This is a genomic window from Streptomyces sp. R21 (genome assembly GCF_041051975.1).
In the GTDB taxonomy this organism is placed as follows: domain Bacteria; phylum Actinomycetota; class Actinomycetes; order Streptomycetales; family Streptomycetaceae; genus Streptomyces.
The window spans coordinates 284526-302936 of the sequence record NZ_CP163435.1; the positions used below are offsets into that span (position 1 = coordinate 284526).

15 protein-coding genes and 2 pseudogenes are annotated in these 18411 nt (G+C 75.1%); 5 read left to right on the forward strand and 12 right to left on the reverse strand.

Going from position 1 to position 18411, the window contains the following annotated elements:
• Nucleotides 1–201: 201 nt before the first annotated feature.
• Together AB5J56_RS01330 and AB5J56_RS01335 are read right to left on the reverse strand one after the other, a co-directional pair.
• Nucleotides 202–900, reverse strand: coding sequence for an antibiotic biosynthesis monooxygenase (locus AB5J56_RS01330; RefSeq protein ID WP_369229162.1), 699 nt, complete (start codon nucleotides 898–900; stop codon nucleotides 202–204).
• Between the two features lie 97 nt (nucleotides 901–997).
• The gene (locus AB5J56_RS01335) at nucleotides 998–2491 is read right to left on the reverse strand and encodes an FAD-dependent monooxygenase (protein ID WP_369229164.1); all 1494 of its coding nucleotides are present in this window, start codon (nucleotides 2489–2491) and stop codon (nucleotides 998–1000) included.
• A 166-nt stretch (nucleotides 2492–2657) separates the two neighbouring features.
• Here AB5J56_RS01335 and AB5J56_RS01340 point away from each other — a divergent pair, with 166 nt between their 5' ends.
• A complete protein-coding gene (locus AB5J56_RS01340) occupies nucleotides 2658–3188 on the forward strand; it encodes a nuclear transport factor 2 family protein (protein WP_369229166.1) in 531 nt (176 codons plus the stop codon).
• Nucleotides 3189–3251: 63 nt separating this feature from the next.
• Here the strand turns inward: AB5J56_RS01340 and AB5J56_RS01345 are convergent, their stop codons facing one another.
• From AB5J56_RS01345 to AB5J56_RS01370, 6 genes are all read right to left on the reverse strand, one after another.
• Nucleotides 3252–3671: a pyridoxamine 5'-phosphate oxidase family protein gene (locus AB5J56_RS01345; protein ID WP_369229168.1), complete on the reverse strand. Its 420-nt coding sequence runs from the start codon at nucleotides 3669–3671 to the stop codon at nucleotides 3252–3254.
• 243 nt (nucleotides 3672–3914) lie between these two features.
• Entirely contained in the window at nucleotides 3915–4055 is a 141-nt protein-coding gene (locus AB5J56_RS01350) for a hypothetical protein (RefSeq protein WP_369229170.1), read from the reverse strand.
• A 34-nt stretch (nucleotides 4056–4089) separates the two neighbouring features.
• On the reverse strand, nucleotides 4090–5628 hold the full coding sequence (locus tag AB5J56_RS01355; RefSeq protein WP_369229172.1) for a condensation domain-containing protein: 1539 nt from the start codon (nucleotides 5626–5628) through the stop codon (nucleotides 4090–4092).
• Between the two features lie 285 nt (nucleotides 5629–5913).
• Entirely contained in the window at nucleotides 5914–6732 is an 819-nt protein-coding gene (locus AB5J56_RS01360) for a 4'-phosphopantetheinyl transferase superfamily protein (protein WP_369229173.1), read from the reverse strand.
• A gap of 232 nt (nucleotides 6733–6964) precedes the next feature.
• Nucleotides 6965–8764: an acyl-CoA dehydrogenase gene (locus AB5J56_RS01365; protein ID WP_369229175.1), complete on the reverse strand. Its 1800-nt coding sequence runs from the start codon at nucleotides 8762–8764 to the stop codon at nucleotides 6965–6967.
• Nucleotides 8761–9714, reverse strand: coding sequence for an aromatase/cyclase (locus AB5J56_RS01370; protein ID WP_369229177.1), 954 nt, complete (start codon nucleotides 9712–9714; stop codon nucleotides 8761–8763). The genes AB5J56_RS01365 and AB5J56_RS01370 overlap by 4 nt, the downstream gene beginning before the upstream one ends.
• Nucleotides 9715–10238: 524 nt before the next feature.
• Between AB5J56_RS01370 and AB5J56_RS01375 the strand changes: the two genes are divergently transcribed.
• Complete coding sequence (locus tag AB5J56_RS01375; RefSeq protein WP_369229179.1) at nucleotides 10239–10487, forward strand: DUF6059 family protein; 249 nt, start codon at nucleotides 10239–10241, stop codon at nucleotides 10485–10487.
• 347 nt (nucleotides 10488–10834) lie between these two features.
• Here the strand turns inward: AB5J56_RS01375 and AB5J56_RS01380 are convergent, their stop codons facing one another.
• On the reverse strand, nucleotides 10835–12103 hold the full coding sequence (locus AB5J56_RS01380; protein ID WP_369229181.1) for a beta-ketoacyl synthase N-terminal-like domain-containing protein: 1269 nt from the start codon (nucleotides 12101–12103) through the stop codon (nucleotides 10835–10837).
• Between the two features lie 155 nt (nucleotides 12104–12258).
• Here AB5J56_RS01380 and AB5J56_RS01385 point away from each other — a divergent pair.
• A pseudogene (locus tag AB5J56_RS01385) lies at nucleotides 12259–13455 on the forward strand (RNA-guided endonuclease InsQ/TnpB family protein).
• 31 nt (nucleotides 13456–13486) lie between these two features.
• Here AB5J56_RS01385 and AB5J56_RS01390 read toward each other — a convergent pair.
• The 3 genes from AB5J56_RS01390 to AB5J56_RS01400 all read right to left on the reverse strand — a co-directional run bounded on the left by AB5J56_RS01390 (nucleotide 13487) and on the right by AB5J56_RS01400 (nucleotide 16660).
• A complete protein-coding gene (locus AB5J56_RS01390) occupies nucleotides 13487–14758 on the reverse strand; it encodes a beta-ketoacyl synthase (protein WP_369229182.1) in 1272 nt (423 codons plus the stop codon).
• Complete coding sequence (locus AB5J56_RS01395; RefSeq protein ID WP_369229184.1) at nucleotides 14755–15546, reverse strand: thioesterase II family protein; 792 nt, start codon at nucleotides 15544–15546, stop codon at nucleotides 14755–14757. Before AB5J56_RS01395 ends, AB5J56_RS01390 begins: the two co-directional genes overlap by 4 nt.
• Before the next feature lie 292 nt (nucleotides 15547–15838).
• Nucleotides 15839–16660 carry a BTAD domain-containing putative transcriptional regulator gene (locus tag AB5J56_RS01400; RefSeq protein ID WP_369229186.1) on the reverse strand — a complete coding sequence of 274 codons (822 nt, stop codon included), beginning with the start codon at nucleotides 16658–16660 and terminating at the stop codon, nucleotides 15839–15841.
• 706 nt (nucleotides 16661–17366) lie between these two features.
• Between AB5J56_RS01400 and AB5J56_RS01405 the strand changes: the two genes are divergently transcribed.
• Together AB5J56_RS01405 and AB5J56_RS01410 are read left to right on the forward strand one after the other, a co-directional pair.
• Complete coding sequence (locus tag AB5J56_RS01405) at nucleotides 17367–17705, forward strand: winged helix-turn-helix domain-containing protein (protein ID WP_369229188.1); 339 nt, start codon at nucleotides 17367–17369, stop codon at nucleotides 17703–17705.
• 33 nt (nucleotides 17706–17738) lie between these two features.
• Nucleotides 17739–18377: pseudogene (locus tag AB5J56_RS01410) on the forward strand (AfsR/SARP family transcriptional regulator); the annotation flags it as partial.
• Nucleotides 18378–18411 lie beyond the last annotated feature (34 nt).

Sequence of the window (18411 nt, forward strand, 5' to 3'; positions counted from 1 at the left end):
CCGCCGGAGTCCGGCCGGAGCCACCCGCCCGCCCCCACCGGCCAACGGCCAACGGCGGCTGGGCGTGGGGGTGGCGTGGACGGGCACGCCTCCGGCCGCCCGGCCGGGGAGGGCGTCGGGCGTCCGGAGGCGTGCCAGGAGTACCGGCGTGCAGGATGCGATGTGCGGTGCGGAATGCGGTGTGCGGTGCGGGGTGGGTGCTTACTCGTCGGCGGAGCGGGTGTGCACGACCGTGTAGGTGTTGAGGTCGGCGTAGGTGGCCACGGCGCGGGTGCGGTCCTGGGCCTTGGTGCGGCCCTCGCTGTGCTGCTCGGCCGGCTGGCCGCGGTAGGTGTCGAAGGCCTCCTGGCTGTCCCACTGGGAGTAGGAGACGACGAACAGGCCGTCCAGGCCGCGGGCGCGCAGGCCCTTGAGGACCACGTGCGAGCGGAACCCGGGGATGTCGACGAGCCAGTTCTGGCCCTCGCCGAGGGCGTCGACCAGCTCGTCCTGGTTCTCCTCGGCGACGCCGAAGACGGTGATGACGGTGAAGTCGTCGCGGTGCGGGCCGATCTCCACGGTGCCGCCCGGGCCGTCGGCGCGGGTCAGGGTGTAGGCGATCTCGTTCTGCAGCAGCCGGATCGAGGTGGTGATCTCGCCGAAGACCGGCAGCGTGCGGTGCTTGAACTCATCGCCCGCGTAGCGCTGTTCGAGGTCCTCGCCGCTGCGCCACTGGATGAAGTTGGCGGTGCCGGGGCTCTGGATGCCGGCGTGCACGGTGGAGGACTGCCAGCCCTCGTAGGCCGCCGCGTTGACGATCTTCGTCATCTCCTCGATCAGCGAGACCTGCTTCTCGGGAGCGTCCGTGGTGAAGAGGTTGAGAACGGTGAGGTGCTTGTCCTTCGGGGAAATGGTGGGCATGAGTCCTTCGCTTCCTTTGAGAGTGCGGGCGTGAGCGTGCGGGCAGGAACGTGCGGGCGTGCGCGTGCGGGAGGAGTCGTGCGGCAGGGGTGCGGGGTCAGGCGGCGGGGCCGAACCAGCGGGTGAGCGCGGCCTGCAGCCCCTCGGCGCCGGCCCCGAGCGGGCCGACCCAGGCGACGTAGCCGTCGGGGCGCACGAGGATGCCGTCCACCGGGACGTCGCAGTCGAACTCGGCGGCGACCGTGTCCACCCGGTCGCTCCAGCCGGCCGCCGCCGCTGCCAGGCCCGCGCGGGGGCTCAGGTCCAGCAGGACGGCGCGGCCGGCGCGCAGCAGCCGGGTGCTGGAGGTCTTCTCGCCGTCCACGGCCAGCTCCCGCTCCGGCAGGCGCCGGCCCAGCAGCGGGTGCTCGGCGCCGCCGACGTCGTGGCGGATGTCCAGGCCGGTGACCATGCCGGCCAGGTGGCGGCGGACGGAGTCGTAGCCGGCGACCAGTTCACCGAAGACCTCGCGCAGCGGGGCGACGGTGTCGCCGCCGAGGTAGAGGGTGCGCTGGGCGAGGGTGTTGGTCAGGATGCGGGCGCCGACGGGGTGCCGCTCGCTGTGGTAGGTGTCCAGCAGGCCCTCGGGCGCCCGGCCCTTGACCTCAAGCGCCAGCTTCCAGCCGAGGTTGACGGCGTCCTGGATGCCCGCGCTCATGCCCTGCGCGCCGATCGGCAGGTGGATGTGCGCGGCGTCGCCGGCCAGCAGGACCGGGCCCTTGCGGTACTGGGCGGCCTGGCGGCTGACGTCGGTGCTGGAGCTGACCCACAGCGGGCTCGCGGCGCTGATGTCCTCGCCCGACAGCCGCTTGAAGGACGCGGCGACCTCCTCGAAGGTCAGCGGGCCGGGGCCGGTGCGCAGCGGCTGCTCGCGGTCGAAGTAGATGACACGGCTGCGGTCCGGGCCGAGCGGCATCACCATGACCATGCCGCCGGGCACCGCCTCGCCGCTGAAACGGGGACGCAGCTGCACCCCGGCGATGTCGGCGAAACGCAGCTCGATCGTCGCCTCGGTGCCCGGGAAGTCGATCCCGGCGAGCGTGCGCACCACGCTGCGCGAGCCGTCGCAGCCCACCACGTAACGGGCGCGCAGCCGCAACTCCCCGTCCGCCGTCACCGCCGTCACCACCACACCGCCGCCGTCACCGCCGTCGCCGTCACCGCCGCCGGTCTGCAGGCCGGTGACCTCGACGCCGCGGCGCACGTCGGCGCCCAGTTCCTGGGCCCAGCCGCCGAGCACGGCCTCGGTCCGGGCCTGCGGGATGCCCCGGGCCCCGTACGAGCCGCCCTCGATCACCTGGTAGTCCAGCGGCACGCCGCCGAAGTGGCCCACGGGAATGGTGGCGACCTCGCCGAAACGCTCCAGAAGACCCCGCTGCGCGAACTCCTCGATGGTGCGCGCGGAGAATCCCAGAGCCCGCGACTCACGAATGGGCTGGGAAAGTTTTTCAAGAACGACAACCGAGACTCCATTGAGCCTCAATTCACCCGCGAGCATGAGCCCAGTGGGGCCGGCGCCCACAACAATGACATCCGTATCGATGAATTCCATCTGCCCTCTTCTCACTGGTGTCCGGCCAGTATTACGAGGGCTTTTGGAGGCCGTAAATAGCCGCCGGTACAGGTTTTCGACAACGAATGCCAGAGAAACGTCGGGAACGTCAGATCTTTGACAAGTCGACTTGCCGGACGGGGGGCGGCGGGCGGCATTCTCTACCATGACCACCACTTCGCCCACCGCTTCAACCATCGCTTCACCCACCGCTTCGGCGGCCGACGCATCCGACACCGCGTCCGACGCGGCGTCCGGCGTGCTCGCCCGCGCCGAGGTCGCGGACCTGCTCGCCCGCTATCTCCTCTCGCTCGACGACGAGGAGCTCGACGACGCCTGGGCCGCCGCGCTGTTCACCCCGGACGCGGTCGTGGCGTTCCCGATCAGCCGGCACCAGGGCCTTGACGGCATGGCCGCCTACCACCGCGCGGCGCTCGCGGCGTTCGCCGCCACCCAGCACCTCGGCTCCGCGGCCCTGGTCGTGGTGGACGGGGAGCGGGCCACCCTGCGCGCCAACCTGCTGTCCACCCATGTGCACCATCCGCAGCACGCCCGCCCCCAGGCGGAGCGCGCGCCGCTGTTCGCGACGGGCACGTTCGTCGACGGCGCGGCGCGCCGCACCCCGCAGGGCTGGCGGCTGACGCTGCTGTCCTTCCGGCTGCTGTGGGCCGAGGGCAGCCCGCCGCCGGCCGCCTGAGACGTCGGACGCCGCCGCACCCCCGGGAGGGGTGCGGCGGCGTGCGGGTCTGCGCGGGGGCGTCTAGGTGTTGAGGTGCAGGACGCGGTCCACCGCGATCTCGATGACCACGCGGCCGGGCGGGGCGGGCGGGGCGGACCAGTAGCGCTTGGCGTACAGCCGCGCCCCGTGCGCGATCCGCGCCGGGTCCTTTACGACGGCGGCGGTGCCCTCCAGCGTGACCCAGGTGAACCCGTCCACCTGGCACAGTGCCACCCGGCTGCCCGGCGCGGCCAGGAGGTTGCGGGCCTTGCGGGAGGTCAGGACCGTCATGACCCGGGCCAGCCGGGCCGCCGCGTCCCAGGTGAACCGCACCGGCGCCACATGCAGCGTCCCGTCGGGCCGGAGCGTGGTGAACGCGGCGACGTGCTGCGGGTCGTTCAAGAACGCCTCGACGGCGGCGGGCACCGCCGTGGCGGCGGGCGGCTGCGGCGACAGCGACATCGGTGATGGGTCCTCTGCGTCGGGGGCAAGAGCGCCGGGGGCGGGAGCACCGGGGCACGGCGTCGGGGCACGCCCCGAACGGCGCCGGGGCCAGGAGCGCGCGGGGCGGCGCAAGGGCACGGCCCGGCGGCCCGGCCCGGTTGTGTGCGGCCGGGTTCCCGGGTTCCGTCCGGTGCGGCCCGCTTCCGTGCGGTCCGGCCGGGTCAGGTCAGGTCAGGTCAGGTCAGGTCAGGTCAGGTCAGGTCAGTCGATGCTGCGGATGATGGTGGCGTCGTCCTCGTCGTCGTCCGCCCCGGCCAGGCGCAGCGGCGGTACGAGTCCCACCGGCACCATCCCGAACAGGGCCATCTCGATCTCCCGCAGATCCTCCGTGCCGTCGCGCATACGCACCTCCTGGGTGATGGGTCACCTCACGGTGTCAAGACTCGCTTGAACCGCGCTTGCGGGCGGCTCGCCCGCCTCTCGAGCGCAGCCGCAGCCGTACGGTGTTCTGCGTGCGCCGGGGCGGTGCGCCGCGGGGCAGGTCGGCGCCGCCGAGCGCGGACAGCACCTCGTGCACGGTCGCGGCGGGGGCGGTGGCGGGCAGCCGGCGCAGCAGCCGGGCGCAGTGGCCGAGCAGCAGCGCCGCGTCGGCGTCCGAGACGCGGGCGCGGTCGTGGGCGAGGGCCAGGCACAGCGAGCCGTCGCGGTCGTGGCGGGCGAGCAGGGCGAGGGGGAAGGCGGGCTGCGCGTCCCTGGCCCGGCCCGGCTGGAGGCGGATCCCGGCGCCGGCGAGGTCGTGGTGCAGGTCGCTGCTGGGGCGCGGGGTGCTCTCCAGGGCGACCAGGCTGTCCAGCAGCCGGGCCTCGCGCGCGGTGCGGGCGGTCCACTCGTGGACCTGGCGGGCGGAGACCCATTCGTAGGCGGCCCGCTCCAGGGCCCCGTCGCGCAGCATCGCCAGCAGGTGGCTGATGCGGTGGTGCGGGTCGATGCGCACCACCACCGGCAGGTGGTTGCGCATCGGTCCCAGCAGGCGCTCCACCGAGTCCAGGGCGACGCCGCGGCCGGAGACGGTGACGCCGAAGCCCACCGGCGCGGCGCCCGGGGTCTGCGCCGCACGGTAGAGCAGCAGCGCCCACACGGCCTGCAGGGCGCCGGAGTCGGGCATGGCCTGGGCGGCCGTCCAGCGGTGCAGCCGTGCGGCCTCGGCCGCGCTCAGCCGTGCCTCGGCGCGGCCGCAGCCGCGCTGCGCGGTGTCCGGGCCGGGCCGCAGGGGCAGCACCACCGGGGTGGGCCCGGGCAGGGCGTGGGCCCAGAAGTCCCGGGCCGGTGCGGTGTCCTGGCGCTCCAGCCAGCGCGCCCAGTCCCGCAGGTCGGGGCGGCGCTCGCCGCCGGGCAGCACGCCGCCGGCCAGGTAGGCGCGGCAGACCTCCTCCAGCAGGATGAACACGCTCCAGGCGTCCAGCAGCGCGTGGTGGAAGGTGAGCAGCACCCGCACCGCACCCGCATCCGCGCCCGTGTCTGTGCCGGTGTCTGCGTCTGCGTCTGTGTCTGCGAGGTCGACCAGGGTGATGCGCAGCGGGCAGGGCCGGCGCAGGTCGAAGCCGCGCCGCCGGTCCTCCTCCACCAGCGCGGGCCAGTCGACGCTGCCCGCCGGGTGGCGGACCACCTCGGCGCGGGCGCGGTCGTGGAAGAGCAGCCGCGGCCGGGTCCCCCACACGACGCCGGCGCGCAGCACGGTCTCGCGGTCGACGACCGACTGCCAGGCCGCGGTGAAGCGCTGGGTGTCCAGCGGCCCGTGCCAGTGCCAGGTCAGCTGTTCGACGTGGTGTCCGGTGCCGCGGTGCGCGAGGGAGTCGACCAGCAGGTCGTACTGCTGCCAGGTCACCGGCACCGAGGTGCGGGCCGGGCGGCCGGCCCGCACGCCGCCGTGCTCGGCCCGCCCGCGCGCGGTGCGGGGCCGGTTGCGCCTGCCCATGGACCGCCCTCCCTCACACTCGTGGCCTTCTCACGTGCGGGCGCTGTCCTCCCTCTCGTGCTCGGTGCGGGCCCCCGGTCGCTCACGGAGCCCGCACGGCAAAGGGCACGAGAAGAACACGAGAAGAAAACGGTCAGGCCCGGGCGTGGCACTCCAGCAGACATCGTGGCGCAGCCGCCTGCCGGGGGGCTGACAGGCGGCTGAGGCGGCCGCAGACGTACTCGAGGACACCTCGCGGACGGTGCGGACAGCCCGCCCGCCCTGCGGCGGGCGGGCTGTCCGCGCTCAGCGGGCCTCGTCCGGCGGGCGGGTCATCGCGGACAGGAAGCCCTGGTCGAGCATGGTCTTGACGGAGGTGTCGCCGGCGGTGTTCAGGCCCGCGTCGTGGCAGGCCACGCTCAGCAGGTAGCGGTCCATGACGGGGTGGGTGGCAAAGCCCCACTCGCCGCGGGTGGCCAGGCGCCCGTCGGGGGCGCGCAGCCGGCCGCCCGGGCTGAAGCCGAACTCCTTGAAGCCCAGCCGCAGTCCCTGGCCCAGCGCCTTGCTGTAGGCCTCTTTGAGGGTCCACAGCCGCAGGGTGCGCGCGGCCCGTTCGCTTTCCGGCAGCGCGGCCAGTTCCCGGGTCTCGGCCGGGGTGAGCATCTGGGTCTCCAGCAGGTCCAGGCGCACGAACCGGTCGGCGGGTTCCACGTCGACGCCGATACGGCCGGTGCGGCTGAGTCCCACCGCCATCACGTCGCCGGTGTGGCTCAGGCTCAGTTCGATCTGGTCGAAGCCGCGCAGGTAGGGCCGGCCGCCCAGCCGGTAGGCGAGGTCGAGGTACTCCGGCGGGGTGGCCAGCGCCGCGGCGGCGGTGTACTTGATCAGCAGCCGGGCGGCGGCGAACCGGTAGCGCACGGCGGCGCCGGGGGTGCGCCGGTAGCGGTCCCAGTCGGGGCCGAGGAGCTGTCGCAGTCTCGGCGTGGTGAGCACGCTGGGCAGCCACTCGCTCCAGGTCGTGTAGACCAGCGCGTTGCCGAGTTCGGCCAGGTTGTCCCGTACTCCGCGCCAGGGCCCTGCCGGCCGCGGCACGTGCAGGGGCGCGGCGCATCTCACCCGGTCCATCGTTGTCTCCCTGCGTGTAGTGGCGGCCCGCCGCCCCGGGCCCGCCCCGGCGCGGCGCCGGTGTGCCCGGGGCGAAGGCCCGGGGCGCGGCAGGCACCGCCGGTGCGAGCCGGTGCGGCGTGTGGGTCATGAAACGTGTACGGCGGTAGGCGGTGCGGCGGGGGCGGCGTGCTCCGGCCGGCCGGGGCCGCCGTGGAGGCCGGTGGCCGGTGGCTGGTGGCTGGTGGCCGGTTCAGCCGGCCAGGTGGGTGCCGTACAGGTCCAGGCTGCGGCCCTGCCGGCAGCGTTCGAGGACTTCCGCCAGCACCTCCGCATCCGCCTGCGGCGGGGTGGGGGGCACCGGGGCGCCGAGTCTGCGGCCGATGCGGCCCAGCGCCAGCACCGCCCAGGCCGGGCGGGCCAGGAAGGTGTCGGCGGCGGCCTGTCCCTCCCAGATGCCCAGGCAGGCGGCGGCGGCCAGGACCAGGGCGTAGCGGTCGGCCAGGGCGCAGGCCTGCGGGTCGAAGGCGGCGTGGCCGGAGGCCGCCAGCGCGATGCACCGGGCGCGCAGGGTGCGCAGTTCCTCGACGAACAGGCCCGCGAGGTGGGCCAGGGCCTGGTGCAGCGGGCCGGGGCCCGGCTGCGCCTGAAGCCGGGCGGCGGCGGCCACCAGGGTCGCGGTGAGCAGGTCCTGGGTGCCGAAGTGCGCGAGGTTTCGGTGCTCGAAGGCGGGCAGCGGGGCGCCGGGGGTGAACAGCCCGTCGGGCGGCTCGTCGTTGCGGAACCAGGTGGTGCGCGCCAGCGTGGACAGCTGGGGCACCAGGACCGCCTGGCACACGGCGGTCCCGGAGTGCCCCAGGCCGGCCACCGGCAGGTCCCGGGCGAGTTTCTCGTAGCCGCCGGCGAAGGGCCCGCGGTCGTAGCCGCGGGCGCCGAGCACGGTGGCCAGCTCCTCCAGGTCCTCGCGCAGCAGGTCGGGCATCGTGTACTTGACGGCCGCGGCCAGCAGGTAGGCGTCCCTGGGCACCAGGGAGAGGGCGCGCAGTCCGGTGACGGCCATGGCGTCGCAGGCCAGCAGGTCGGCGAAGACGCCCGCCAGGGCGCGCCGGCCGCGGCGGGCGGGCTGCCCGTCGGGGCGGTTGTCGGTGGCGGCGCGCACCGCCTGGCGCAGCACGCTGTCCACGCCGGCCAGGACGGTGCCGGGGATGAGGCAGTGGCTGATCTGGAAGCTGCGCAGGGCCAGCGGCACGCCGTCGCCGACGCTGCCGACGACGGCGTCCTCGGGGACGGCGACGTCGCGCAGTTCCAGGCCGCTGAAGTGGGCGCCGCGCATCCCGGGTGTCTCGATGCGGGCGAGGCGGCGCAGCTCGCCGCGGGCGGGCGGCTGGGGTCCCAGCAGCAGCACCGAGTGGCTGGCCGGGCCGTCCTTTGGCGAGGTGCGTGCGTAGGCGACGAAGGCGTCGGCGGTGGCGGCGTTGATGACGGCGTCCTTGCGTCCGTTGAGCACGAAGCCGCCGCCCGGCTCGCGCAGCGCGGTCAGTTCGTGGCGCAGGATGGCGTTGGCGTGCGCCACCTCGCGGTGCACGATCGAGACGCGGCCGCCGCCGAGCAGCACCCGGGCGAGTGCCTGCTGCTGGCGCGGGTCGCCGGCCGTCCATACGGCGGAGGCGGCGAACAGTGAGGTGATGCCGAAGCCGTAGCCCAGCGCCAGGTCGCGGCGGAAGAGCGGGCGCAGCACGCGGGCGAGCTGTTCCAGGTCCCGCAGCCGGCCGCCCAGGTGGTGGGGGACGAACTCGGCGGCCAGGCCGGCGCCGGCGAGCAGCGCCTCGGTGGCCTCGGGCACCGCGCGGGCGTCGTCCGCGTGCAGCAGGGCCCGGTGGCCGTGCGGGTTGGCGGGGTCGAAGGGGTCGCCGAGCGCGGCCTCCAGCCGGGCGGCCCGCTCGGGCTCCCCGGCATCGCGGTACCCGGCGGGCTGCCGGTCGGGCTGCCCGGCGGGGTGCGGGGCGGGGTGCGGGGCGGCCGGGTGCTCGGCGGGCGGGCGGGCCGTGCTCACAGGACACGCACCGCGCCCGCGGCGTGCCGGGTGGCGTGCTGCAGCACGAGCAGTCCGGCCCGGCCGAGCCGCTCGCGCACGTGGGAGGCGGCCTGCGGCAGGCCGGTGCCGGCGCCCAGCAGGGGTTCGATGCCCTCCTCGGCGAGCATCACGTGGTGGCGGGCGCGCAGGTTGACGCCCGACTCGTCGGGTTCCAGGGACCATTCGCCGGTGTGCGCGGCCAGCAGCGGGTCGGTGCGGGTCTGCTTGTAGACGATCCGGCCGGCGCTGGGGAAGCAGATCCGTACCGACTCGGTGGTGTGCGCGGTGCCGTCGGCCCTCTGGCTGTTCATGCGCATGACCTGGACGCCGGCGGTCTGCTCGGTCACATCGAGGCTGTGCACGTGCGGGAGCTGCACCGGCCAGTCCTCGGCCCGGTAGAGGAAGTCGAAGATCAGCTCGGCGGGTGCCTTGACGTGCACGCTGTCCTCGAAGGACACGGTGAGGTCGTCCAGGCGCGTCCAGCGTTCGGCCATCCAGGCCAGGCTGTCGAGCTGGGAGCGGCTGTTGGCGTGGGTGGCCTCGGTGACGTAGGCGATGTCGGCGGGGTCCTCGCCGGCGACGGTGAAGGTGTGCTCCAGGGTGACCCGGCAGCGGTCGCCGAGCGGCTGCACGGTCCATACGCCGCTCATCGACTCCACCGGCGCGTCGGGCAGGTCCTTGGTGAACTCCACGCGGCGCCGGCCGACGTCCAGGCGGCGGCTGGAGACCCAGGAGACGATGCGGCCGCCCGCGGTGGCCCACATCCGCAGCCGCTCCCGGGTGCCGTCGAACTCCAGCTGCTCCACGTGGACGCAGGGCGCAAAGAACAGCGGCCACTGGGTGGTGTCGGCGATCAGTCCGTACAGCACGCCGGCCGGGGCCGACGCGATGACCTCACTGACCGCTCGGTGCACTCGCGTTTCCGGCATCGTCCACACCCTTCGCTCTTCGAGGCTTGCCGCCGTGCCGCTCCCCCGCCGCCCGATATCCGGGCGGTGCTCCCGCGCGGCTCGGGCGGGAGACAGGGGATGCTGCATCGTTTCTTCGCTCCGGCGCTGCGGTGTTCCGGTGTGTGTCCGGTCCGGCGCTGGGGCGCTCCGGCGTTTCGGCGGCCGTGCCTTCGACCCTGTCCGGAACCGCTCGCGATCCGCTCGCGGGCTGACCGGGCGCCGCTCGCATCCGGCTCGAATCCCGCTCGCCCGCGCCCCCGGCGGCGGCGGGGCCGCGCAGGTCGCACGGCCGGCGGCGGCGGGGTGCGCCCGCACCGGGCGGGCCCCCTCCAGCGCCGCTGCAGCGCGGCCCGTCCGGTTCTTGAGCGGCGGGCCGGACGGTGGCTGCCTCGGCGGCGCCGTGAACGGCCCGGCACCGCCCCACCGCACGGCAACCGCACGGCAACCGCACGGCGCACCGAAGAACGCACCGAAGGACGCGACGAGGAACGAGGAGGGCGGCGATGGGGGTCTTCCTGCGCCCGCTGCGGCGCCTGGCGCGCAGCCTGTGGGACGGTCTGGTCATCTACGGGCTGCTGTGCGTGTGCGGCGAGACGGCCCCCTACACCGCTGCCGGGCGCCGCAGCCCGCAGCCGCAGCCGCCGCCCGGCCATCCCGAACGGCTGCGCACGGACGTGGCGCTGAGCGATCTCGAACGGCGCCTGGAGCGCGAGCTGCTCTCCCCGCCGGCCGACCGGCGGCGGGCGGCCTGAGACACCCGCCCCCGCTCGCACGGCAGGACCCGCCGCCGCCGTCCCGGCCCGCCCGGGCGCCGGCATCCCGGCCCGCCCGGGCGCCGGCGTCTTCGTCTGCCCGGGCAGGGGGCCGGTGCCGACCGTCCTCGCCCGCCGGGCCGCCGCGGCCCCTGCCGCCGTACGCCGCGCGGCCGCCCGCTCCGGGGCGGGGCGCCCCGGAGCCGCACACCCCGTGGCAGGGCCAGCGGCAGGGCGCCTCGTAGCAGCACGCCTCGTGGCGGGGCGCCTCGTGGCGGGGTGTGCTGCTGTGTCGGGTGCCGGCTGTGGCGGGCTGCGGTGCGGCCGGGGGCGCGGGGTGCGGGCGGTCACGGGGCCGGGGTGGGCGGCGCGCGCAGCACGGTGGCCGCGTTGAAGCCGCCCCGGCCGCGGGCCAGGACCAGCGCGGTGCGCAGGGCGGGCATGGCGCGCGGGTGGGCGACCACGAGGTCCAGGGGGCAGTCCGGGGCTGTCTGCCGGGTGCCGGTGGTGGGCGGCACCACCTTGTCGCGCAGCGCGAGCAGGGCGGCGGCCACGTCCAGGGACGCGCCGCCCGCGCCGAGGCGTCCGGTCATCGTCTTGGGCACGGTCACCGGTACTCCGTGCGGGCCGAACAGGGCGCACAGTGCGGTGCTCTCGGCCCGGTCCGCGGCGCGTTCGCCGGCGCCGTCGGCGAAGACCACGTCGACCTCGGCGGGGCTGATGCCGGCGTCCGCCAGGGCGAGTTCGGCGGCTTCCCGCAGCCGCGGCTGGTCGTGGCCGTCGAAGGTCGCCGCGCAGCCCGCCACGGTGCCGTAGCCGACGGCGCCGCGGCGGGCGGCGGCCGCGGCGTCCTCCAGCACGAGCAGGGCGCCGCCCTCCCCCACCACGTGGCCGCCGGCCGCGGTGTCGAAGGGCAGGTAGGCGCGGGCGGGATCGGCGCAGGTGCTCAGCCGTCCGTCGGCCAGGTGGGCGGCCCAGCCCCACGGGCACAGCGTCGAGTCGACGCCGCCGGTGACCATGAGGCCGGCTCCGTGGCGGATGCGGCGCCGCGCGCGGGCGAGGGCGTCGAGGCCGCCCGCCTGTTCGCTGATGATGGCGGATCCGGGGCCGTGCAGCTGGTGGCGGATGGCGATCTGGGCGGGGCCGGCCGTGTGGAACCAGGCGGAGGACTGGTAGACGCTGACATGGGCCGCGCCCTTGGCCCACAGGGCGGCCAGGCCGCGCTGGCCGAATTCGGCGCCGCCCGCGGAGCTGGCGGTGATCACTCCGGCGCCGTCGCCGGGCGGCCGGCCGGGGGTGATGCCGGCGTCGGTGAGGGCCTCCTGGGCGGCGGCGAGGGCGATGCGGGTGACCCGGTCGGTCTGCGGCAGCAGCCGGCTGGGGATGTGCTCCTCGTCGATGAAGCCGGCCAGTTCGCCGGCCAGCCGTACCGGGTAGGAGGAGGCGTCGAAGCGGGTGAGGGGGCCGATGCCGGTGCGGCCCTGCAGGGTGGCCGCCCACCAGGCGGCGGTGCCCAGGCCGTTGGGGGCGGCCACCCCGATGCCGGTGATCACTGCCTGGCCTTCGGCGGTGTGGGGGTGCGGGCCGGCGGGCTGGGGGCGGGCGGCGGTGGTCATCGGGATTCCTCCGTAAATACCCCGGACGTCGGGCCGGAAAGGAAACGGACTTCTGCAGAGCAGGGCAGGGAAAGCCGGTGCGCTGGCAGGGCAGATGGGCGTCCACCCGCACGAACCCGCAGCACGGCACAGGCTGGTGTCGTAGTTTGCGAGCCATGACCACTGGCGTGAAGCGGGCCTTCACGTACCGCTTTTATCCGACCGGTGTGCAGGCGGCCGAGCTGTCGCGCACGTTCGGATGCGTGCGCAAGGTCTACAGCCTGGCGCTCGCGGCCCGCACCGAGGCGTGGTCGCGGCAGGAGCGGGTCAGCTATCAGCAGACGGCGGCCATGCTGAGCGTGTGGAAGAAGACGGAGGAGCTGGCCTACCTCAGCGAGGTGTCGTCGGTGCCGCTCCAGCAGGCGTTGCGGCACCTGCAGGCGGCATTCACCAACTTCTTCGGCAAGCGGGCAAAGTACCCGCGCTTCAAGCCGCGCAAGAAGTCCCGTAAGAGCGCGGAGTACACCACCAGCGCGTTCCGCCTCCGAAACGGGATGCTGGCCCTCGCCGAGATGGCGGAGCCGCTGGACATCGTGTGGTCCCGGCCCCTGCCCGAGGGTGCGAAGCCGTCGACAGTGACCGTGTCCCAGGATCAGGCCGGGCGCTGGTTCGTGTCCCTCCTGGTCGAGGACCCCACCCTCCAACCGCTGCCTGTCACGGATACAGCTGTCGGCATCGACGTGGGACTGGATCACCTGCTCACCCTGTCCACCGGCGAGCAGATCGCCAACCCGCGGCACGAGCGCCGCGACCGGGCCCGTCTGGCGAAGGCGCAGCGGGCGCTGTCTCGCAAGGCCAAGCGCGACGGCGCGAACCGGGCCGAGGCCCGCCGCAAGGTTGCCAGGATCCACGCCCGGATCGCCGACCGCAGGCGTGAGCACCTGCACCGGCTGACCACCCGACTCGTGCGTGAGAACCAAACGCTCGTGATCGAGGACTTGTCCGTGCGCAGCCTGGTCAGGAACCGGAGCCTGGCCCGCGCCATCGGCGACGCGGCGTGGGGGCAGTTGCGGAGCATGCTGGAGTACAAGGCCGCCTGGTAGGGACGGGAGGTAATCGCGGTCGACCGCTTCTTCCCCTCGTCCAAGTTGTGCTCGGCCTGCGGCACCCTCGCGGAGAAGCTGCCGCTGCACGTCCACGCCTGGACGTGCGGCTGCGGCACGGTCCACGACCGTGACGTGAACGCCGCGAAGAATCTTCTGGCCGCCGGGCTGGCGGTGTCCGTCTGTGGAGCGGGTGTAAGACCTCAACGGGAGTCCTCCCGGACGGGGCAGTCGGCGACGAAGCAGAAATCCCCGCGGCGCGAGCCGTAGGAGACTCCCCTCCGTCGGGAGGGAGAGGAAGTCAAGCCGCCTCCCGCAGCCGCGGCCGGGTGAGCACGGTGGCGCTGTGCAGGCCGCCGAAGCCGCTGGCGACGCTGAGCACGGTGCTGGTGCGCTGTTCGCGCGCGAACAGCGGGGTGTAGTCGAGGTCGCAGGTCGGGTCGGGTTCGTGGAGGTTGGCGGTGGGCGGGACGGTGTCGTGCTGGATGGCCAGGGCGCTGGCGGCCACGTCCAGGGCGCCGGCCGCGCCGAGGGCGTGCCCGATCATCGACTTGATGGAGCTGACCGGGATGCGGCGGGCGTGCTCGCCCAGGCCGGTCTTGAAGGCGTGGGTCTCGTGCCGGTCGTTGTGCCGGGTGCCGGCGCCGTGCGCGTTGATGTAGTCGACGTCGACCGGGTTGAGGCGGGCCTCGTCGAGTGCGGCGCGGATGGTGTCGGCCATCTCCTGGCCGCCCGGGCGCAGGCCGGTCATGTGGTGGGCGCTGCTGTGCGCGGCGTATCCGGACAGTTCGGCATACGCGCGGGCGCCGCGCCGGCGGGCGTGCTGGAGTTCCTCCAGGATCACCACGGCGGCGCCCTCGCCGAGCACGAAGCCGTCGCGGGTGCGGTCGAAGGGCCGGCTGGCGGTGGCGGGGTCGTCGTTGCGGGGGCTGGTGAGGCGGATGCGGTCGAAGCAGGCCATGGAGATCGGGGAGATGGGGGCCTCGGCGCCGCCGGCGACGATCACGTCGGCGCTGCCCTCGCGGATCAGGTCGGCGCCGTGTCCGATCGCGTCCAGGCCGGAGGTGCAGCCGCTGGAGATGAGGCCGACCGGTCCCTGGGCGCCGCAGTCGCGGGCCACGACGGCCGCCAGTGAGCTGGGCACGAAGTAGTCGTAGAGGTAGTCGCCGGCCCGGGTGTGGTCCACGGTCCAGGTGCTGCCGCAGTCGCTGAGGATGGCGTACTGGGTGGCCAGGCCGGTGGTGCAGCCGATCGCGCTGCCCAGGCTCACCCCGCAGCGCAGCGGGTCGATCCGCGCGTCGGAGCCGATGCCGCTGTCGGCGATCGCCTCCCGGGCGCTGACCAGGGCGAACTGGGCGGTCCGGTCGAGGCGTTCGGCGTCGGCGGGGCTGAAGCCGTGGGTGCGGGCGTCGAAGTCGACCTCGGCGGCGACCCGGGAGCGGAAGGCGGTGGCGTCGAAGAGGGTGATGCCGCGGGTCGCGGTGCGGCCGCAGGTCAGCAGCGACCAGAAGCGGGGGGTGCCCACCGCGCCGGGGGCGATGACCCCGATTCCTGTGATCACGACCCGTTTCATCGGCTGCCTCCCCGGCTTCCCGCAGCGGCGCGGTCGCTGCAGGCCCGTCCCAGCAGGCGGGGCAGGTCCGGGGAGTCGGCGAAGAAGTGGTCGCCGGCCACGGTGTGCAGGTCGATCGGTCCCCGCGCCCAGCGCTGCCAGTGCTCCAGTGCGGCGGGCGCGGCCAGCGGGTCGTCGCGGCCGGCGACGACGACGAGGGGGCAGTCCACGCTGCCGCCGGTGGCCGTATCCAGGGCCGCCGCGCGCAGTGAGCGGGCCAGCCGCAGGTCGTCGCGCAGCACCGGCAGCACACTGCGCCGCCACAGCCCGCCGGGCGAGGCGGACGCGCCCTGCGGCAGCGAGCCCAGGTTCCCCAGCAGCGGCAGCAGTTCCTCGTCGGGCAGGTCCGCCGCGCCCACCAGGGCGGTCGAGGCGTGCGGCGGCGGGCAGGCGCCCACCGCCAACAGCACCGGCGGCGGCGCGCCGGCATCCGCCAGCGCCCGGGTGAGGGTGTAGGCGACCAGCGCGCCCAGGCTGTGCCCGTACAGCGCGTACGGGCCCTCGCGTGCCGCTTCGAGCAGGGTCGGCAGCAGGTCGGCCAGCAGGCCCGCGCGGTCGGTGACGCGCTGTTCGCGGCGGCGGCTGTCGCGGCCGGGCAGCGGGAGGGCGGCCACCTCGACGCCGGGGCCGACCGAGGCGGCCCAGCAGCGGTAGCTGCCCACTCCGGCGCCCGCGTGGCCCAGGCAGTGCAGCCGCACCCGGCCGTGCCGGGTGCGCTGTGCCTCGTCCTCCTCCATCCGAGAACCCATCCCTCGCCCTCCTGCTGGAAGCTGTCTGCGGCGCGGCCGCGGCGGGCGGGCCGCCCGGCCCGGTCCTCACGTCCGCGTCCAGAGCTTGGCCGGTGCGACTCGGGCCGCGCTCGACCGGCACCGGCGCCCGAGGATCCCCCGCTCCCTCGGCGATTGCGGCGCCCGCCGCCCTGTCCGCGGTGGTGCCTGCCGGCCTGTCTGTCGTGGTGGCCGTGCCCTGCCTGTCGTGGTGGCTGGTGTGCTGTCTGATGTGGTGGCTGGTGTGGTGTCCGGTGGGGTGGCTGGGGGGTGTTCAGGCTGCGTACAGGTCGAAGGTCGAGGTGCGCCGCGGGCCCGCGGCGACGTCCAGGCGCGGGTCGACGGCGAGCATCGCCTGGTGCAGCCGCTGCAGCTGCGGTGAGGGCTCGACCCCGAGTTCGTCGATCAGGCGGTGGCGCAGCCGGCGGTAGACGTCGAGGGCGACGGCCTGCCGGCCGGAGCGGTACAGCGCCACCATCGCCTGGGAGTGCAGGCCCTCGTGCTGGGGGTGGCGGGCGATCAGGTCGGTGAGTTCGGCGATGAGTTCGACGTGCCGGCCCAGCCGCAGGTCGGCGTCGACCCGCCGTTCCCGGGCCACCAGGCGGCTCTGTTCCAGGCGGGTGACCTCGATCTCCAGGATCGGCCCGACGCGCACGTCGACCAGTGCGGGCCCGTCCCACAGGGCGAGCGCCTGGTGCAGTAAGGACGCCGAGAGGTGGTCCTCGCCGTCCTCGAAGGCCTGGCGTCCCTCGGCCAGCAGCCGCTCGTACTGGTAGACGTCGACCGCCTCGGCGGGCACCTGCAGCGTGTAGCCGCCGTACCGGGTGGCCAGCACGTCCTTGGCGGTGCCCGGGGCGTCGGGGCCCATGGCGGTGCCCAGCATGCGGCGCAGCTGGAGGATGTAGGTCTGCAGGGTGGTCAGGGCGCTCTGCGGCAGGGCGGTCCCCCAGATCTCCTCCATCAGGGTGGGCACCGGCACGACCCGGCCCGGGTAGAGCGCCAGCAGGGCGAGGATCTGGCGCGGCTTCCCGGCGGTCGGGACGATCGACATTCCATTTACTTCGGCATTCAGTGCACCCAGGACTTTTATCTCCATGATTCCTCCGAGCCGTGGCGGCTGTCGATTCCGGGTCGCGTATTCAGCCATCAAATACTGTCGTCTGGCGCCATTCTTTGTCACCGCCGCAGGACGCCCGAGAGGGAAATTCGAACTTCTCGCGACCGGTACGCCAGACATGCTTGAGCCCGTCTTGAGCAGTGCGGCGGGCCGGGCGCTGACACGGCGCTGACACGGCACTGAGAAAGGGGCCGCGGCCTGGAAGTGCCGGGCTGAAACCCCCCTCCCCGGGGCGCGTTGGCGCTGTGGGTTTTCCAGCCAGGAAAAGGCGGCCGCCTTTTCCGCCCCCGCGCCGGGGGGCCGGGCCGTGCGGCGGGCGGGCGCGGGGGCGTCCGGCGACGCCAGCGCCCCGGCCGGGGCGGGGGCCGCACCGCGGGGGGCCCGGTACGGGGGCGCGGCTTCTTGCCACCCCGGGCCCGGCCGGCGGCGCCGCCGCGCCCGGTGAGGTGCCGGGCGGCGGGCGGCGGCCGGGGCGCGGCGGGGACAGCGGGCGGCGGCGCCGGCCGGGCGTCCTCGAGGACGCTTCCACACGCCCCTGCGATCCGCTCGGGAATCCGGCCCCGTCGCCGGGCGGCCGCTAGTGTCCGCCCCGGAGGAACGGTCCGGTATTCGCGGTTCATCACGGGCGCGGTCCCGGGCCGGGATCCTCGGTGCAGGTGCGCCGATTTTCCGAGGCGGGGGCGAAATGGAATTTCGGATTCTTGGTCCGGTCCAGGTCTACGACGAGCGCAGCCGGGCGGCGGCCGTGCCCGCGGGCGCCAAGCAGCGCGCGCTGCTCGGCGCGCTCGTGGTGCGGGCGGGGCGGGTCGTTGCCGCGGAGCAGCTCGTCGACGAGCTGTGGGGCGCCTATCCGCCGGCGGGCGCCGCCAACGCGCTGCAGGCCCACATGACCCGGCTGCGGCGGCTGCTGCCGGCCCGGCCGCCCCGCGGCGGGCGGGGCGGGCAGGGAGTGGCTGGTGACCCGCCCGCTGGGCTATGTGCTGCGCCTGGACGGCGCCGTCAGCGACGCGGGGCGGTTTCGTGAACTGGCCGCGCGGGGGCGGGCGCTGGCCGCGGCGACCCCGGCCGGGCGGTCGGCGTGCTGCGCGCGTCGCTGGCGCTGTGGCGGGGGCCGGCGCTGCAGGGCAGCGGCCGGGGGGCGATCTGCTCGGCGGAGGCGCTGGTGCTGGAGGAGATGCGGCTCGCCGCGCTGGAGACGCTGTACGAGGCCTGTCTGCGGGCGGGCCTCAGCCACGAGATCACCGGCGAGCTGGAGGAGCTGACGGCCGCGCACCCGCTGCGGGAGCGTTTCTACGAGCTGTCGATGACCGCGCTGCAGCGGTGCGGCCGCCGGGCGGAAGCGCTGGGCACCTACGACCGGGCGCGCCGCCGGCTGGTGCACGAGCTGGGCATCGAACCGGGCCCGGTGCTGCGCGCCCGCAGGGAGGTGATCCTGCACTCCCCGGACCCCCACCCCGGCCCGGTGGGGCCGCCGCCCGGCCGGCCCCCCGCCCCGCACGAGGAGCGGGCGCAGGCCGCGCCCGGGGCGGCGCCCGGGACGGCGGGGGACGCCGGCGGGCCGGCCGGTGCGGCGGGGGTGCACGCGCTGCGCGCGGAGATGGCGCTGCTGTACCGGCACGTGGAACAGCTCGCCCGCGCGCAGCAGGACCTGGCCGGAAGGGTCGAGACGCTGCTGCCCGGCACGGCCGGCGAGTGAGGGCCGCCCGCAGGCCGGCCGCGCGCACGGCGGC

Bases quoted from the DNA above. Each gene is read 5' to 3' on its own strand.
- AB5J56_RS01360 (WP_369229173.1), bottom strand. From the start codon at position 6,732: ATGGACCGGGTGAGATGCGCCGCGCCCCTGCACGTGCCGCGGCCGGCA.
- AB5J56_RS01405 (WP_369229188.1), top strand. From the start codon at position 17,367: ATGGAATTTCGGATTCTTGGTCCGGTCCAGGTCTACGACGAGCGCAGC.
- AB5J56_RS01380 (WP_369229181.1), bottom strand. From the start codon at position 12,103: ATGACCACCGCCGCCCGCCCCCAGCCCGCCGGCCCGCACCCCCACACC.
- AB5J56_RS01335 (WP_369229164.1), bottom strand. From the start codon at position 2,491: ATGGAATTCATCGATACGGATGTCATTGTTGTGGGCGCCGGCCCCACT.
- AB5J56_RS01400 (WP_369229186.1), bottom strand. From the start codon at position 16,660: ATGGAGATAAAAGTCCTGGGTGCACTGAATGCCGAAGTAAATGGAATG.
- AB5J56_RS01345 (WP_369229168.1), bottom strand. From the start codon at position 3,671: ATGTCGCTGTCGCCGCAGCCGCCCGCCGCCACGGCGGTGCCCGCCGCC.
- AB5J56_RS01395 (WP_369229184.1), bottom strand. From the start codon at position 15,546: ATGGGTTCTCGGATGGAGGAGGACGAGGCACAGCGCACCCGGCACGGC.
- AB5J56_RS01350 (WP_369229170.1), bottom strand. From the start codon at position 4,055: ATGCGCGACGGCACGGAGGATCTGCGGGAGATCGAGATGGCCCTGTTC.
- AB5J56_RS01355 (WP_369229172.1), bottom strand. From the start codon at position 5,628: ATGGGCAGGCGCAACCGGCCCCGCACCGCGCGCGGGCGGGCCGAGCAC.
- AB5J56_RS01375 (WP_369229179.1), top strand. From the start codon at position 10,239: ATGGGGGTCTTCCTGCGCCCGCTGCGGCGCCTGGCGCGCAGCCTGTGG.
- AB5J56_RS01340 (WP_369229166.1), top strand. From the start codon at position 2,658: ATGACCACCACTTCGCCCACCGCTTCAACCATCGCTTCACCCACCGCT.
- AB5J56_RS01370 (WP_369229177.1), bottom strand. From the start codon at position 9,714: ATGCCGGAAACGCGAGTGCACCGAGCGGTCAGTGAGGTCATCGCGTCG.
- AB5J56_RS01390 (WP_369229182.1), bottom strand. From the start codon at position 14,758: ATGAAACGGGTCGTGATCACAGGAATCGGGGTCATCGCCCCCGGCGCG.
- AB5J56_RS01330 (WP_369229162.1), bottom strand. From the start codon at position 900: ATGCCCACCATTTCCCCGAAGGACAAGCACCTCACCGTTCTCAACCTC.